Origin of the sequence: Spirillospora sp. NPDC046719 (genome assembly GCF_040645715.1) — a bacterium.
Classification (GTDB): Bacteria; Actinomycetota; Actinomycetes; order Streptosporangiales; family Streptosporangiaceae; genus Spirillospora.
Genome location: NZ_JBEYYT010000051.1, coordinates 22,796 through 36,766 on the forward strand (window position 1 = coordinate 22,796; position 13,971 = coordinate 36,766).

Annotated in this window: 16 protein-coding genes; 10 read left to right on the forward strand and 6 right to left on the reverse strand. The window is 73.0% G+C overall.

Annotation, left to right across the window (positions count from 1 at the left end):
* The first annotated feature begins 8 nt into the window (after positions 1 to 8).
* From ABZ914_RS12245 to ABZ914_RS12260, 4 genes are read left to right on the forward strand one after another with little or no spacing between them, the layout of a single operon-like run.
* Positions 9 to 746, forward strand: coding sequence for a hypothetical protein (locus ABZ914_RS12245; RefSeq protein WP_500193031.1), 738 nt, complete (start codon positions 9 to 11; stop codon positions 744 to 746).
* Positions 743 to 1,099 carry a hypothetical protein gene (locus tag ABZ914_RS12250; RefSeq protein ID WP_190860402.1) on the forward strand — a complete coding sequence of 119 codons (357 nt, stop codon included), beginning with the start codon at positions 743 to 745 and terminating at the stop codon, positions 1,097 to 1,099. The genes ABZ914_RS12245 and ABZ914_RS12250 overlap by 4 nt, the downstream gene beginning before the upstream one ends.
* Entirely contained in the window at positions 1,099 to 2,223 is a 1,125-nt protein-coding gene (locus ABZ914_RS12255) for a glycosyltransferase family 4 protein (protein ID WP_500193032.1), read from the forward strand. The genes ABZ914_RS12250 and ABZ914_RS12255 overlap by 1 nt, the downstream gene beginning before the upstream one ends.
* The gene (locus tag ABZ914_RS12260) at positions 2,220 to 2,999 is read left to right on the forward strand and encodes a hypothetical protein (protein WP_500193033.1); all 780 of its coding nucleotides are present in this window, start codon (positions 2,220 to 2,222) and stop codon (positions 2,997 to 2,999) included. Before ABZ914_RS12255 ends, ABZ914_RS12260 begins: the two co-directional genes overlap by 4 nt.
* Here the strand turns inward: ABZ914_RS12260 and ABZ914_RS12265 are convergent.
* The 4 genes from ABZ914_RS12265 to ABZ914_RS12280 form a co-directional block, all read right to left on the reverse strand.
* On the reverse strand, positions 2,980 to 4,275 hold the full coding sequence (locus ABZ914_RS12265; RefSeq protein WP_500193034.1) for a serine hydrolase domain-containing protein: 1,296 nt from the start codon (positions 4,273 to 4,275) through the stop codon (positions 2,980 to 2,982). The two genes, ABZ914_RS12260 and ABZ914_RS12265, sit on opposite strands and share 20 nt — an antisense overlap.
* Positions 4,276 to 4,369: 94 nt before the next feature.
* Entirely contained in the window at positions 4,370 to 4,912 is a 543-nt protein-coding gene (locus ABZ914_RS12270) for a YceI family protein (RefSeq protein ID WP_433245211.1), read from the reverse strand.
* Positions 4,913 to 4,955: 43 nt separating this feature from the next.
* Positions 4,956 to 5,762 carry a VanW family protein gene (locus ABZ914_RS12275; RefSeq protein ID WP_500193035.1) on the reverse strand — a complete coding sequence of 269 codons (807 nt, stop codon included), beginning with the start codon at positions 5,760 to 5,762 and terminating at the stop codon, positions 4,956 to 4,958.
* A gap of 363 nt (positions 5,763 to 6,125) precedes the next feature.
* The gene (locus tag ABZ914_RS12280) at positions 6,126 to 6,347 is read right to left on the reverse strand and encodes a DUF6158 family protein (RefSeq protein ID WP_190860390.1); all 222 of its coding nucleotides are present in this window, start codon (positions 6,345 to 6,347) and stop codon (positions 6,126 to 6,128) included.
* Positions 6,348 to 6,454: 107 nt separating this feature from the next.
* On the opposite strand from ABZ914_RS12280, the gene ABZ914_RS12285 reads away from it, so the two are divergent.
* Positions 6,455 to 6,898, forward strand: a complete 444-nt coding sequence (locus ABZ914_RS12285) for a 2,4'-dihydroxyacetophenone dioxygenase family protein (protein ID WP_500193036.1) — start codon at positions 6,455 to 6,457, stop codon at positions 6,896 to 6,898.
* Positions 6,895 to 8,064, forward strand: a complete 1,170-nt coding sequence (locus ABZ914_RS12290) for a cytochrome P450 (protein ID WP_500193037.1) — start codon at positions 6,895 to 6,897, stop codon at positions 8,062 to 8,064. Before ABZ914_RS12285 ends, ABZ914_RS12290 begins: the two co-directional genes overlap by 4 nt.
* Before the next feature lie 113 nt (positions 8,065 to 8,177).
* Here the strand turns inward: ABZ914_RS12290 and ABZ914_RS12295 are convergent, their stop codons facing one another.
* Positions 8,178 to 9,743, reverse strand: coding sequence for a bifunctional phosphatase PAP2/diacylglycerol kinase family protein (locus ABZ914_RS12295; RefSeq protein ID WP_500193038.1), 1,566 nt, complete (start codon positions 9,741 to 9,743; stop codon positions 8,178 to 8,180).
* 209 nt (positions 9,744 to 9,952) lie between these two features.
* Here ABZ914_RS12295 and ABZ914_RS12300 point away from each other — a divergent pair, with 209 nt between their 5' ends.
* The 3 genes from ABZ914_RS12300 to ABZ914_RS12310 all read left to right on the forward strand — a co-directional run bounded on the left by ABZ914_RS12300 (position 9,953) and on the right by ABZ914_RS12310 (position 12,310).
* Entirely contained in the window at positions 9,953 to 10,852 is a 900-nt protein-coding gene (locus ABZ914_RS12300; protein ID WP_347256850.1) for an ABC transporter permease, read from the forward strand.
* Complete coding sequence (locus tag ABZ914_RS12305) at positions 10,845 to 11,642, forward strand: ABC transporter ATP-binding protein (protein WP_500193039.1); 798 nt, start codon at positions 10,845 to 10,847, stop codon at positions 11,640 to 11,642. Before ABZ914_RS12300 ends, ABZ914_RS12305 begins: the two co-directional genes overlap by 8 nt.
* Positions 11,643 to 11,788: 146 nt before the next feature.
* Positions 11,789 to 12,310 carry a YbhB/YbcL family Raf kinase inhibitor-like protein gene (locus ABZ914_RS12310; protein ID WP_433245196.1) on the forward strand — a complete coding sequence of 174 codons (522 nt, stop codon included), beginning with the start codon at positions 11,789 to 11,791 and terminating at the stop codon, positions 12,308 to 12,310.
* A gap of 78 nt (positions 12,311 to 12,388) precedes the next feature.
* On the opposite strand, the gene ABZ914_RS12315 is transcribed toward ABZ914_RS12310, so the two are convergent.
* Complete coding sequence (locus ABZ914_RS12315) at positions 12,389 to 13,372, reverse strand: ArsR/SmtB family transcription factor (RefSeq protein ID WP_500193040.1); 984 nt, start codon at positions 13,370 to 13,372, stop codon at positions 12,389 to 12,391.
* Between the two features lie 58 nt (positions 13,373 to 13,430).
* Between ABZ914_RS12315 and ABZ914_RS12320 the strand changes: the two genes are divergently transcribed.
* Positions 13,431 to 13,971: MFS transporter (locus tag ABZ914_RS12320; RefSeq protein ID WP_500193041.1), on the forward strand; the 541-nt coding region annotated here is incomplete at its 3' end.

The window sequence follows — 13,971 nt, forward strand, 5'->3', positions numbered from 1 at the left end:
GTGTCGTCATGTTCTGGCGCAAGCAACGCGCGGCCATCGAGGGGTTCCACCCGCTGCACCGGACGCTGGTGCTGGAGAAGGGGTTCTCGGTGTCGCTGCCGCGCGACCAGTGGGAGCCGGTGATCCGGAGCCTCGCCGGCCATGAGGCGGCGGTGAAGCGGCGCAAGTGGCGGGTCACCCCCCGGACGTCCCGGGTGCTGGTGCCGATGCTGCGCGTCCTCGCGGCGGACATGCCGCCCGAGGGCCTGCTGTCGGTGGCGCTGGACATGCGGGGCGCGGACGTCCCGGAGAAGTGCGGCCCCGAGCGGCCGGTGCAGGTGTCCCGGCCGATCCTGTCGATGAAGGAGTGGTTCGTCGTCGACCCGTGGCTGCGGATGCGCGCCGAGCTGCGAGACGGCAGCGTCGTGGAGCTGGCGGTGACCGACCGGGTCCGGCACCGCAAGTACAAGAAGCGGAACCCGCGCGGCAAGGTCAAGTACAAGCACAAGACGAAGACGGTGCAGATGGTCAGCGTGACGCGCCGGCTGGGCAAGGGCGCCGCCCCGCGGCCGCCCGGCACGCCGCCGCCGAGGTGGATCCAGGTGCGGGTCAAGGACGGCAACCGGTTCATGATCCGCGCGAACGCCAAGCTGCTCGGGCCGCTGAAGGACGACGAGCTGCGCGAGCGGATCCTGCACGTGTCGACGGAGCCGTTCCGCTGGACGCCCGCCGGCGCGGCCGGCGCGGCCGGAAGGAGCGCGCGGTGACGCCCTGCACCGTGACCACCGGGTTCTTCCTGCTCGGACGCTGCGGGCGCCCGGCCGTGGCCGCGTGCCCGGGATGCGGGCGCGCGGTCTGCGCCGAGCACGCCGTGCAGGGCGGGTACTGCCCGGCCTGCGCCGCGCAGGCGGGCGGCGAGCCCGACCCGTACGACCCGTCCTACGCGAGCGGTTACCGGCGCCGCTACTACGAGAGCAGTTCGCAGACGTACTACGACAACCAGTGGTACTCGTCGTTCGACTCCTATGACCGCGGCGCGTTCAACCCCGGCGACGACTACTCGTACGGGGCGGGCGACTTCGGGCCGGACGACGGCGACGGCGGGTTCGTGGACAGCTGATGACCCGTGTCCTCTGGGTGACAGAGCACTATCCGCCGAGCCAGGGCGGGATGGCCAACTCGTGCGACCGGATCGTCCGGGGGCTGCGCGGCGCCGGCGTCGAGGTGGACGTCGCGCACCTGACGCGGCGCGAGCGGCCCTGGGCGGTGACGCGCGAGCACGGCGGCCGGCTGCTGGCCGCCCCGCTCGGCGACGACCCCGAGCACGCGCTGCGGCGGCTGTGGACGACGCTGACCGCCGAGCGGCTCACCGCCGCGTACACGCACGTCGTCGCGTTCGGCGGCACGTACTCGATGCTCGCCGCGCCCGTCCTCGCCCGGCTGGTGGACGCGCCGCTGATCACGCTGCTGCGCGGCAACGACATCGACGTCGGCGTGTTCTCGATGCGGCGGCGCGGCGTCCTGGCGGACGCGCTGCGCGCCTCCGCACGGGTCTGCGTGGTGGCGCGCGACCACATGCCGCTGGTGACGGCGCTGGCCCCGGACGCGGCCGTGACGTTCGTGGCGAACAGCGTCGACACCGCGCAGTGGCGCGTCCTGCCGTCGGAGCGGGAGCGGGGGCGCGCCTGGCGGGCCGAGAACGTCGAGCCGGGGCGCCGCACCATCGGCGTCATCGGGCAGCTGAAGAACAAGAAGGGCGTCGGGTTCTTCCTGGACGCGCTCGTCGCCTCCGGCCATGCCGGCCGGTTCCACCTGGTGCTCGTCGGCGAGGTCGAGGAGACCGTGACGGCGTGGCTCGCCGAGCGCAAGGACACCGTGCCGCACTCGTTCCTGCCGTTCCTCGAACGCTACGACCTGCCCGCCGTGTACGCGAGCTGCGACCTCGCGGCGCTGCCGTCGTTCTACGACGGGATGCCGAACGTGGCGCTGGAGGCGGCGGCGCTCGGGGTGCCGCTGATCTGCTCGGACGCGGGCGGCCTCGCGGACGTGGCGGACGACGCGATCGGCTTCGTGTTCCCCGCGGGCGACCCGCACGCCTGCCGCGAGGCGATCGACCGGGCGGCCCGCGCGAGCGACGAGGAGCTGGCGGCGCTGGGCGCGGCGGGCGCCGAGCGGATCGCCCGCGACTTCACCCCCGCCGCCGAGACCGCCGGGTACCTCGCGGTCCTCGGCGAGGTGCGTTGATCGCCTGCTACGCGGCCGGCGGCGGGCTCGGGCACCTCACCCGGCTCCGCGCCTACCTGCACACGCTGGCGGTGGACGACGAGGTCGTGGTCCTGTCGGACTCGCCGTTCGCCGCCGACCCGCGCGTCTCGTCCGGCTGGACGGTGCGTCCCGCGTCCACCCGCCTGGCCGCGCTCGCGCCGGACGAGCTGGTCGTCGACGCCTTCCCGGCCGGCCTCAAGGGCGAGCTGGCCCGGCCGCCGGCCGGGATCCGGGTCACGCACCTGGCGCGGCTGCTGCGCTGGGACGCCTACCTGCCGCTCCTGCCCGCCGACCCGCCCCGCTTCGACCGGACGTTCGTCCTCGAACCCCTCGACCCGGCCCACGAGGCCCACCTCCGCGCGGTGTCCGCCGAGATCGCGCCGCTCGCGTTGACGGACCCGCCGGCCGGGACGCTCGACGTCCGCGGCTGGCTGGTCGTCCACAGCGGCCCCGACGACGAGACGCTCGAACTCCTCGCCTACGCGCGGGACATGGCGGCCATGGAGGGCGCGGACCCTCCGCTGACGCTCGTCTCGCCGCACCGCCCGGACGGCCTGCCCGCCGGGGTCGTCCACCTGGACGCCTACCCCGCGGGCCCGCTCGGGCCCGGCGTCGAGCGGATCGTCACCGCCGCCGGGTTCAACGCCGTCCGGCAGTACGCGCCCTGGCGGGACCGGCACCGGGTGCTGCCGTTCCCGCGCACCCTCGACGACCAGTTCGCCCGCGCCGCCCGCGTCAGAAGTACTTCGAGGTGAGGTCGCCGGTCGGCCAGGTCTTCACCGCGTTCGCGGCCTTGTGCAGCGCCGGGTCGATGTCGCCGTAGCTCGGCGCGCTGCCCTCCTGCCGCTGGTCGAACAGCGCCGCCCAGGCGAGGCCGTCGTTGCGGCGGACGAGCAGCGTGCTCGTCCCGGCGAGGCTGCCGTCGTGCCAGGTGTTCATGCCGGTGCCGCCGGTGACGGGCCGGACCATCCAGCCGCAGCCGTAGTACCAGCCGCTGCTGTTGATCCCGGTCTCCGGCTTGGTGAACGCCCGCTTGATCGACGCGGCGGTCAGCACGCTCGTGCCGCCGTCGTAGATGCCGGCGAACCGGGTCAGGTCCATCGCGGTGGCGAGCCAGCCGCCGTGCGCGTCCATGTTCTCCAGGTTGAAGGCGCCGTAGGGGGTGGACACCTTCTTGCCGCTGTTGTCGAACACGGTCGGGCCCGTGTAGCCGGAGTAGTAGTGGGGCTCGCCGCTCGCCTGGGTGAGCGTGTGGCCCAGCTTCATCCGCTTGATGCCGCGCGGCGTCAGGACGGCCTTCTGCACGTACGATGCGTAGCTCAGCCCGGTGACCTTCTCGATGATGCGGCCGAGCAGCATGAAGCCGTAGTTGGAGTAGGCGTACTTCGTGCCCGGCGCGTGGTCGAGCTTGTGCGCCGACACGTACTTCATGATGTTCGCCTGCTTCACCGGCAGCGCGATGCCGAGCGCCTTGGCGATCGCCGCGTCCTGGAACATCGGGTCGGGCGAGATGTCGCGGTCCCAGCCGCCGAGGTGCTGCAGCAGCCGCAGGACGGTGACGTCCTTCAGCCGCGGGTCGGCGGCGGTCGACAGCCCGAGCAGCGTCGCGGCGCGGTCGGTGAGCTTCAGCTTCCCGTCCTGGACGAGCCGCAGCACCGCCGTCGCGGTCACCGGCTTGCTCAGGCTCGCGACGCGGAACGGCGACGTCGGCTGCGTGGTGAAGCCGGTGCTGGAACTCCACGTGTATCCGCGCGACAGCACCAGCTTGCCCTTGCGGACGACCGCGAGCTGCCCGGAGGAGATGTTGCGGGCCTGCATGAAGCTCTTCATCGTCGCGTCGAAGCTCCCGAGGCCGGCGAGCGCCGTCCCGGTCACCCGCCACGACCGCGTCGCGGCGGCCTGCGCGGCGGCGGCCTGCGCCGTGCGCGGCGAATCGTCGGACGAGCAGCCCGTCAGCAGCGCCGGCACCGCCGCGCCGAGGCCGGCCAGTCCGGCGGCCTTGCCGAAGTCGCGCCTGGTTACCGCCGCCATTGGTGTCCCCCACAGAGATCCGCTGCCTGGAAAGTCGGCTTCGGATACTAATGGTGGCCGATCTCCGCGATGACCGGCGGGCGGGCGGAGTTGATCAGTTGTTGACCGGGAGCCGGAGGTCGAACTCGACCTCGACCTCGTCGGCGAGGCGGAGCGCGCCGAAGAACGCCGAGAACGGCTTGATCCCCCAGCGGGTCTGCTGCACCGTCGCGCCGCCGCGCAGCCGGTCACCGTCGAGCTCGGCGCGGACCCTGACGGGCTTCGTCCGGCCCATGATGGTCAGGTCGCCCTCGACCTCCCCGGCCTCGGTGCGGACCGCGGTCGCGGTGAAGGTGATCTCCGGGTGGTGGCGGGCCTCCAGCACCTTGCGAAGGTTGTCGCCGATGTCCAGCCGGTCCTTCTCCGACAGCGGCTTCACGCCGCCGGTGCCCTCCCGGACCTCCAGGCCGTCCACCACGACGACCACCTTCCCGGACGACTCCGACAGCGGCTCGCGGACCGTCGCCTCCGCCGTCCAGTTGGTCGCCTCGATGGTCAGGTCGTGGCCGGCGCGCCGGCCGAGGCCGCTGCGGCTCGTCCGGAGCAGCAGCCGCCCGTCACCGGGGCCCAGCTCGTAGGTTCCCTCTCGAACGGTCATGCCCTCACACTGCCATGCGGGCCCGCGCGGCCCCGCCGAGGGGCTACAGGCAGGTCACCTCGGGTTGCGGACGGTACTCGGTGTGGAACTTCTCCCGGCGGACCTCGCGGCCGGCGGAGAGCAGCGTCCGCCACACGTCGATGCTGAAGCCCTTCCGGCCGGCCATCGGGACGCACCGGTGCCCGCGCCCCACGCCCGTCTCGTACGGCGAGAACCCGTACCGCTTCGACGTCTTCGACCGGACCTCGTACCGGCGGTGCCCCCACAGGCTCACCGTCAGCGAGTCCCCCGTGTAGCCGACCTGGATGCGCACCGGCGCGCCCGTGTCGTTCCGCCAGGTGAAGTCGAGGTTCGGATAGGCCACCGCCGCCTCGCGCCCCTCCGGGTACTCCGGCATCCACATGGTGTGCGCGCGCGCCTTCCGGATGTCCAGGCCCGCCCGGAACACCGCGTTGAACAGCGTCGTGGACACCTGGCAGATGCCGCCGCCCACGTCCTTCACCAGCCGCGACCCCATGATCGCGGGCGCCGGGACGTACCCGCGGCCCCGCGTCCGCGGCCCCACGACCCGGTTGAAGGAGAACGTCGCGCCCGGGCGCACCACCCTCCCGTCGAGCAACCGCGCGGCCAGCTCGATGTTGCGGACGCGCGGCTGCCCCGGCTGGAACCGCGTCGTGTAGGACGCCATCGGCATCCCTGACCGCGAGGCCGCGTCGGGCCGCGCGGAATCACCGGGAGCCGCCCCCTCGGCGACCGACGCGCCCGACTTGCGCGGAGCCCACAGGTACACGCCGAGCAGCAGCCCCGTGGCGGCCAGCGCGCCGACCGCGAACGGCCACCAGCGCCGCACGCACTCCCCGAGGCCCGGCTCGCTCCCCGACGCCCGTCCGTAACGCCTCCGCCGGGTCCGTACCAACGATCACACCCCCCGAGGATCCCGGGCGATCTCGCCCGTCAGGATCCTGGCACCGCACCCTCCTCCCCTCTCCTGGCCGACACCCCCGCCTTTGCCGGAACAACACGAACACGAGCCCCGAAGTCGAAGCTGCGCGGTGCGCGGGAGCTCGGGCGCGGTGCGCGGGAGCTCAGGCGCGGTGCGCGGGAGCTCAGGCGCGGTGCGCCGGAGCTCAGGCGCGGTGCGCCGGGCATGCCGACCGCCCGGCCGGTGGCGCGGAACCGGCCGGGCGACGGCGTCTGTGATGGGGGTGCCCCGTCAGCGGGCGCGGGCGCCCTCACGCAGGCGTTGCGGGTCGATCTCGCGGCCCGGGCGCCTTCGCAGGTACTCGGCCTCCAGCTGGGCCATCCGCTGGGTGTGCTCGCCGTAGGCCTGGTCGGCGGCGTGCCGGAGCGCGTCCATCCGGGTCTCGTAGAGATGCCCCAGCTCACGGAGCAGGTCGTCGTCGGTGAGATCGGCGGGGCTGACTCCCATCGCCATGTGCGGTACCTCCTCCAGCGGTTCGCGGGCGTCCGTCTCCTACCCGGTCGGACGACCATGAACCGCGGGTCTTGCGCGTCCGGGGTCACCTACCTAGCGTTTGCTTTATGACTGAGACGAGCGGTCCCCTGGTCGGCCACGTCCACTCCGACGACATCCCCTGGGTCACGATCGGCCCGGTCGGCCTCCAGGTCCTGAGGGTCTCCCCCGACACCTGGGTGGTGCGCAACCGCTTCGAGGCGGGCTTCCAGCTGCCCACCCACAAGCACACCGGCGGCGTCCACGCCTACACGTTCTCCGGACGGTGGCGCTACAAGGAGTACGGCATCGACTACAACGCCGGGACGTTCATCTACGAGCCGCCCGGCTCCGTCCACACGCTCACCATCGAGGAGGACAGCGACATCCTGTTCATCCTCGAAGGCGCCTTCATCGAGTACGACGCCGAGGGCAACATCACCGGCGTCACGGACGGCGAGTCGACGCTCAACGCCTACTACGCCATGTGCGACGACGCCGGGATAGCGAGACCGCAGGGCATCCTGTCGTGATCCCGGACGGCTTTCCGGACGGGTTCTACGCGCACGGGCATCCGTACGGGCTGTACGAGGCCGTACGGGCGGAGGGCGGGCTCGTCCGGCATCCGTCGCTGCCGCTGTGGGTGGCGGGGTCGCACGCGGCGGTGCACGCGGTGGCGAGCGACCCGGCGGCGTACCGGTCGGGCGACGGCATCCTGATCGACGAGATCGGCGTCCTGTTCGACACACCGCCGACGATCATGCACACCGACCCGCCCGAGCACGGCCGGTACCGGGGGCTGGTCGCGCCCGCGTTCCGGCCCTCGGCGATGCGGCGGCTGGAGGGCGCGGTCCGGGAGCGGATCCGGGCGCTGCTGGAGCCGGTGGAGGCGGGCCGCCCGTTCGACGTGGTCGCGGAGCTGGCCGTCCCGCTGCCGCTCCAGGTGATCTGCCTGCTGCTCGGCATCCCGGAGGACGACTGGCCGCGGTTCTTCCGCTGGTCGGAGTCGATCATCCCGGGGGCGGCGCCGGAGCTGTCGGACGAGGAGCGGGCCGCGCTGCGGATGGAGGCCGGCGTCTACCTGGTCGAGGTCTCCAACGAGCGGCGGGCCGCGCCGCGCGACGACGTGATCTCGCAGCTCGCCCAGGCCGAGGTGGACGGCGACCGGCTCACCGACATCGAGATGGTGATGTTCCTGATCCAGCTGCTCGTCGCCGGGAACGAGACCACCCGGCACGCGATCTCGGGCGGGCTGCTGGCGTTCGCGGAGAACCCGGACCAGTGGGAGGCGATGAAGCGGCCGGAGGCGATGCCGACGGCCATCGAGGAGATCCTGCGCTGGACGTCCCCGGTCGTCTACTTCCTCCGGACCGCGACACGCCCGGCCGTCCTGGCGGGCAGGAAGCTGGAGGCCGGCGACCACATCATGCTCCTGTACGGGTCGGCGAACCGCGATCCGGAGGCGTTCGGGCCTGATGCCGACCGTTTCGACGTCACTAGGCGCCCCGACGTGCCGGGACTGGCGTTCGGGTACGGCCCGCACTTCTGCCTCGGCGCGGCGCTCGCCCGGATGGAGATGCGGCTCGTCCTCGAAGAGCTCCGGTCCCGGTACGGAACCGTCACGGCCACCGGTTCACCGGTCTACAACGGCTCGCCGGTGGTCGTCGGGCTCCGCGGCCTCCCGCTCGCGTTCGCCTGAGGACCGGCTCCCGGCGGCCCGACCCGCTTCTCGCGGCCGGCCGCCGGAGCCGGTCGCGCGGCGCCCGGCCGCGGTTACAGCCGCCTGAACCTTCGCCGAACTCCCGGCACCCGTCAGGCTTCCGGCCGGAAGACCGCGAGCGCCTTCGCGTGCTTGCCGAACCGGATCCCCGGGGGCATCGGCGACACCTCGCCGTCCCGAGCCAGCCGGAGTTCGTCACACTCCGTGAGCACCTCCAGCCCGCCGGCGTGCCACCCCCGGAAACCGGGCACCACGTGCAGGTGCCCGGCGAGGACCGCGGCGACCGCCCGGACGCGGGGCATCCGCCGCCCGGAGGAGACCATCCGGACGTCGAGGCGCCCGTCGTCGAGCCGCTCCCGCCACGTGGGCGCGGCGCCGTGCGAGCCGAACACGCCGTTCCCGACGAACGCCAGCCAGACGTGCCGCCGGTGCCCGTCCACGACGGCCTCGACGGGCTCGGAGTGCCGCAGCGTCCGGACGGCGGCGATCGCCAGCGCGGGCCACTTGCCGAGCCGCTTCTCCAGCCGCTCGCGCCGGTCGACCAGCTCGGTGTAGGCGCCGAAGCTCGCCGTGTTCAGGAACAGCCGCTCACCGCCCCGGCGGGAGCCGGTCCCGGCGGGCGCGGCGTAGGCGACGTCCACGCGGCCGATCCGCCCCGCCCGGTACGCGGCGATCGCTTGCGCGGGCGACTCGACGCCGAGCGCGCGGGCGAAGTGGTCGAGCGTCCCGCCCGGCACGACCAGCAGCGGGACGTCGTGGTCAAGCGCGGCGCGCGCGGCCGCGTTGACGGTGCCATCGCCGCCGACGACCGCGAGCACGTCGGCCCGCGCGGCGGCCTCCGCGCACGCCTTCTCGAGGTCCTGGCCGGGCTCCAGCATGACGATCTCCGCCGCCGGGAGCTCGCGCTCCAGCAGGCCGGACGCCATCTCCGCGCTGCCCGGCAGGATCCCGCGGGTGGCCTCGCCGCCGCCGCCCGAGCCGGGGTTGACGACCGCGACGACGCCGCGCCCGTCATCGGTGACCTGGACGTCCTCGCCCTCGGCCCGGGTCACGCGGGCCACCGGAGGGCGCGCCGGCCACACCAGCCGCGTGCCGAGCCCGGCCAGCGCGCCGATGCCGAGGCCGGCGAGCACGTCGCCGGGGTAGTGCGCGCCCGTGTAGACGCGGGCGAACGCGACGGCGGCGGCGGTCGCCGCGACCGGCGCCGCCACCGCGGCCGGGGCCTCCAGCGCCACCCCGGCCGCGAACGCGGCGGCGGACGCCGAGTGCCCGGACGGGAAGGCGTGCGAGGTCGGCAGCTTCCACCGGATCCGGATCGGCGGCACCAGGTCCACGACCGGGCGCGCCCGGCGGAACGCCTGCTTGCCCAGGATGTTGACCATCGGGCTCGCCACCCCGATCGCGATCGAGCCGCGCAGCGCGGCGCGCCGCAGCCGGGGCCGCCGGGTGAGCCCGAGCGCCGCCGCCGTGGTGAACCACAGCACGCCGTGGTCGGCCGTCCTCGACAGCCGGGGCAGGACGTACTCCAGACCGGGCAGCCGGGCCGCGGCGACCCGGTCGAACGCCCACCGGTCGGCGCGTCCCAGCCGGCCGAGCAGCGCCCGGTAGGGGGCGCGGGCGGTACGGGCGGACGGGGGGCGTCCGGGCGAGCGCAGCACGGGGAGTGATCGAGAATGGTTGGACCGCATGCCCGGGGTATCCCCAGGGGCGACGACAAGATTCCGTAATGATCTCAGTTCGGGGGTCACATGCGGGTGAACGTCACCGACACATCATCGACTGCAATAGGCTTCCCGGCATGAGTCACCCGCAACGGCTCGGTTCATCGGGTGGCGAGTCGGTCGGCACGATCGCGGAGTCTCCTCACGTGAACGAGACGCTGGCCGCCTACGCCGCACGGTACGGATTGAGGCAGAGCGCGGCGCGCCCCCCGCTGCGCAAGTACATCCAGAGCGTCTGGGCCAGGCGCAACTTCATCTGGGCGTTCGCCTCGGCCAAGAACATCTCGATGTACACGGACTCGAGGCTGGGTCAGGTCTGGCAGCTGCTGACCCCGATCCTGAACGTCTCGGTCTACTACCTGATCTTCGGCGTCCTCCTCAACACCAAGCGCGGCGTACCGGACTTCATTCCCTTCCTTGTGACGGGCGTGTTCATGTTCGGGTTTACACAGCGCTCGATCACGTCGGGCTCCAAGTCCGTCGGGGACAACCTGTCGCTGATCAGGGCGCTGCACTTCCCGCGCGCGACGCTGCCGCTCGCCATCGCGACCGTGGAGTTCCAGCAGCTGCTGCTCTCCCTGATCGTGCTGCTCGGCATCGTTTTCGCGTTCGGCGAGCCGATCAGCGTGCAGATGGTGATGTTCGTCCCGGTCCTGCTGCTCCAGCTGATGTTCAACGTCGGGATCAGCATGGTGATGGCCCGGCTCGGCGCGTTCAACCGGGACGTCAGCCAGCTCCTGCCGTTCATCATGCGGACCTGGCTGTACCTGTCCGGCGTGATCTTCAGCCTGCCGGACCTGCTGCACCGCAGCCACGCGCTGAAGACCCACCCGTGGATCGGGGACATCCTCAAGGCCAACCCGGCCTACGTGTACGTGGAGCTGAGCCGGCACCAGCTGCTCGGCGAGTACCGCCACTTCGTGAACACCAAGCTGACGGAGACCACCGGCCAGCTGTGGCTCTACGCGGGGATCTGGTCGGCCGTCGCGCTGATCGGCGGGTTCCTGTTCTTCTTCAGTGCCGAGGAGCGTTACGGCCGTGGCTGACACCAAGGTGCGCGGCGGGACGGCCATCGACGTCGACCCCACGCGCGAGCCGATCGTCGTCGTCGACGACCTGCACATCATCTACCGCGTGTACGGCGCGGGCGGGAAGGGCAACGCCGCCAGCGCGTTCTCCCGGGTGCTGCGCCGCAAGAACCGTCCTTCGATGAAGGAGGTCCACGCGATCAAGGGGCTGTCGTTCGTCGCGTACCGCGGCGAGGCGGTCGGGATCATCGGGACCAACGGCTCCGGCAAGTCGACGCTGCTGAAGGCCATCGCGGGCCTGCTGCCGCCGCACAGCGGCGCGGTGTACACCGACGGCCAGCCGTCCCTGCTCGGCGTGAACGCGGCGCTGATGAAGGACCTCACCGGCGAGCGCAACATCGTCCTCGGCTGCCTGGCGATGGGCATGACCCCGACGGAGACGAAGGCCCAGTACCAGAAGATCGTCGACTTCGCGGGGCTCAAGGAGGGGTTCATCCAGTACCCGATGCGGACGTACTCGTCCGGCATGGGGGCGCGGCTCCGGTTCGCGATCGCCGCGGCGAAGACCCACGACGTGCTGCTGATCGACGAGGCGCTCGCCACCGGCGACGCCAAGTTCAAGCGCAAGAGCAAGAAGCGGATCGAGGAGCTGCGCAAGGAGGCCGGCGCGGTCTTCCTCGTCGCGCACCAGCTGGACACGGTCAAGGAGATGTGCGACCGCGTCATCTGGATCGACGAGGGCCGGATGCGGATGGACGGCGATCCGGAAGAGGTCATCGCAGCCTACAGCGAGGCCGCCGGGAAGTGATCCGGGTCACAGCCTGGGCGGCTGTGACCCGCGCGGCCGGGCCGTCCCCGGACCGGTTCGTCACCGGGTTCTCTATGGGCGGGGTCAAGACCTGACCCGCCTGATAGAGATGGAGTGACAACTGATCCTTTGACGAGGAGGTCGCCATGGCCGGCCGGCCACCGCTTCCGCACGAGCACCTTCCCGAGGTCCCGTCGTTCACCGTGACCAGCGATGACGTCGCCCACGGCGAGCGGCTCGACGACAAGCACGTGTTCGACGACTGGGGGTTCAGCGGCGGCAACCAGTCCCCGCACCTGCGCTGGTCCGGGTTCCCGCCGGAGACCAAGAGCTTCGCCGTGACCTGCTACGACCCGGACGCCCCGACGGGCAGCGGGTTCTGGCACTGGACGCTGTTCGACATCCCTGCGGACGTCACCGAGCTGCCGACGGGCGCGGGCACCGCCGACTCCAAGATCGGGATCCACGCCCGCAACGACTACGGGAACAAGGAGTTCGGCGGCGCCGCGCCGCCGCCCGGCGACCCGCACCGGTACGTGTTCACGGTGCACGCGCTGGACGTGGAGTCGCTCGGGATCGACTCGGACGTCTCTCCGGCCGTGGCGGGCTTCAACATCACCGCCCACACCCTCGCCCGCGCGACGATCATCCCCGAGTACGGCGTCTGACGTCCCTCTGAGGCCGTCCCTCTGAGGCCGTCCCTCTGAGGCCGTCCCGCTCTGGCCGTCCCGTCCGCCGGGGCGGCCTCAGGAGGCGCCGACCAGCATGTCCCCCATGGCCGTCCGCCGGTACAGGACGGAGCGGCCGCTGCGCTCGCGGGTGACGAGGCCGGACGCGCGCAGCACCGCGAGGTGGTCGCCGGCCCCGCCGAGGCTCACCCGGAGCCGGGCGCTGAGCCAGGTCGTGGTGGCGGGCTCGGCGAGCGCGCGCAGCAGGTCGGCGCGGGTGCGGCCGAGCAGCCGGGCGAGCGCGTCGTCGTCCCGCGGCACCCGCCCCTCCCGCCCCTCCCACAGGGCCGCCACTCCCCTGGCCCGGTACATCAGCGTGTACGGCCAGTTCCGCTCCAGCGCGACGCCGAGTTCGGAGAACACGGTCGGGACGAACATCAGCCCGGCGCCGTCCAGCCGGTAGGCGCCCTCGTCGGGGATGTCCACCTCGATCATGCCGCCGCGCCACCGGACCTGCCGGGACAGGCCGTCGAGGGCCTCCGCCCAGCCGTAGGCGGCGAGCCGTCCCGCGCGGTGCACGATGTCCTGTTCCAGGATCGCGCGCAGCACCGGCCAGTCGGGTTCGACGAGCGCCGCCCACGCGGCCTCCAGCGCGTCGCTGAGGCGCCGCACGACGTCGGGCGCGTGCAGGACCGCCCGGACGTCGTCCGGCGGCGTGGGAAGGCCGTCGAGGTTGCGGGCGATCTCCTCGCGGGCCTGGGAGTCGGGCGTGGCGCGGGCGACGGCGAGCTGCTCGGCGACCGTGAGGTTCGGGCGGCCCGGCGGCGGCTGGACGAAGTCCGCCATGTACCCGTGGCGGCGCCGCAGGAACGCCAGCGCCCGGACGGCCGGGTCGGCGGCGATCGACGCGTAGCGGGGGCGCGCCCGCTCCACCCACGGGCCCACCGGGCCGGCCGGCACGCGCCCCGCCGCGAGGCCGAGCGCGGTGATCGTCTCGTGGAGCGGCGCGATGCCGAACCGGCTCGCCGCGAGGTCGCCGGGCCCCACCTCGATCCGGTACATGTTTCGCTCCTCCCCGAAACATTATCCAGGCCGGTCCCGCCGCCCGAGTCTGGTCGCCATGACGGCATCCACCGCTCCCCCCGGCCCCGCCGCGCCGGCGGCGTCCGCGCGCTACCGCGACGTCTTCGGCGTCCCCGAGTTCCGCACGCTGTTCGGGCTGCAGACGCTGCAGGTGACCGGCGACTCCGTCCGGATGATCGCGCTGTCGGTGCAGACGTTCGAGCGGACCGGGTCCGCGCTCGCCGCGGCACTGGTGTTCTGCGCGGGCATGCTCCCCTACGCGGTGGGCGGCGCGCTCCTGCTCTCGCTCGCCGACCGCGTCCCGATGCGGCGGCTGCTCACCGGGTTCCACCTGCTGCGCCTCGCGGTCACGGCCGTCCTGGCGTGCGGCGCCGTCCCGCTGCCGGGGACGATCGCGCTGATCACCGTGCTCGGGCTGGTGGCGCCGGTCGGCGGCGCGGCCGTGCAGGGCCGGCTGCCCGCGCTGCTGCCCGGCGACGGCTTCGTGCTGGGCCGGTCGCTGTTCACGATGACGTCCGCCGGGGCGCAGATCACCGGGCAGGCCGCCGGGGGCCTGCTGCTGGCGGCGCTGTCCCCGG

Excerpts from the sequence above, each read along its gene's own strand:
- ABZ914_RS12245 (WP_500193031.1), top strand. The coding sequence starts at position 9 with ATGTTCTGGCGCAAGCAACGCGCGGCCATCGAGGGGTTCCACCCGCTG.
- ABZ914_RS12270 (WP_433245211.1), bottom strand. The coding sequence starts at position 4,912 with ATGACCGTTCGAGAGGGAACCTACGAGCTGGGCCCCGGTGACGGGCGG.
- ABZ914_RS12280 (WP_190860390.1), bottom strand. The coding sequence starts at position 6,347 with ATGGCGATGGGAGTCAGCCCCGCCGATCTCACCGACGACGACCTGCTC.
- ABZ914_RS12265 (WP_500193034.1), bottom strand. The coding sequence starts at position 4,275 with ATGGCGGCGGTAACCAGGCGCGACTTCGGCAAGGCCGCCGGACTGGCC.
- ABZ914_RS12255 (WP_500193032.1), top strand. The coding sequence starts at position 1,099 with ATGACCCGTGTCCTCTGGGTGACAGAGCACTATCCGCCGAGCCAGGGC.
- ABZ914_RS12285 (WP_500193036.1), top strand. The coding sequence starts at position 6,455 with ATGACTGAGACGAGCGGTCCCCTGGTCGGCCACGTCCACTCCGACGAC.
- ABZ914_RS12310 (WP_433245196.1), top strand. The coding sequence starts at position 11,789 with ATGGCCGGCCGGCCACCGCTTCCGCACGAGCACCTTCCCGAGGTCCCG.
- ABZ914_RS12315 (WP_500193040.1), bottom strand. The coding sequence starts at position 13,372 with ATGTACCGGATCGAGGTGGGGCCCGGCGACCTCGCGGCGAGCCGGTTC.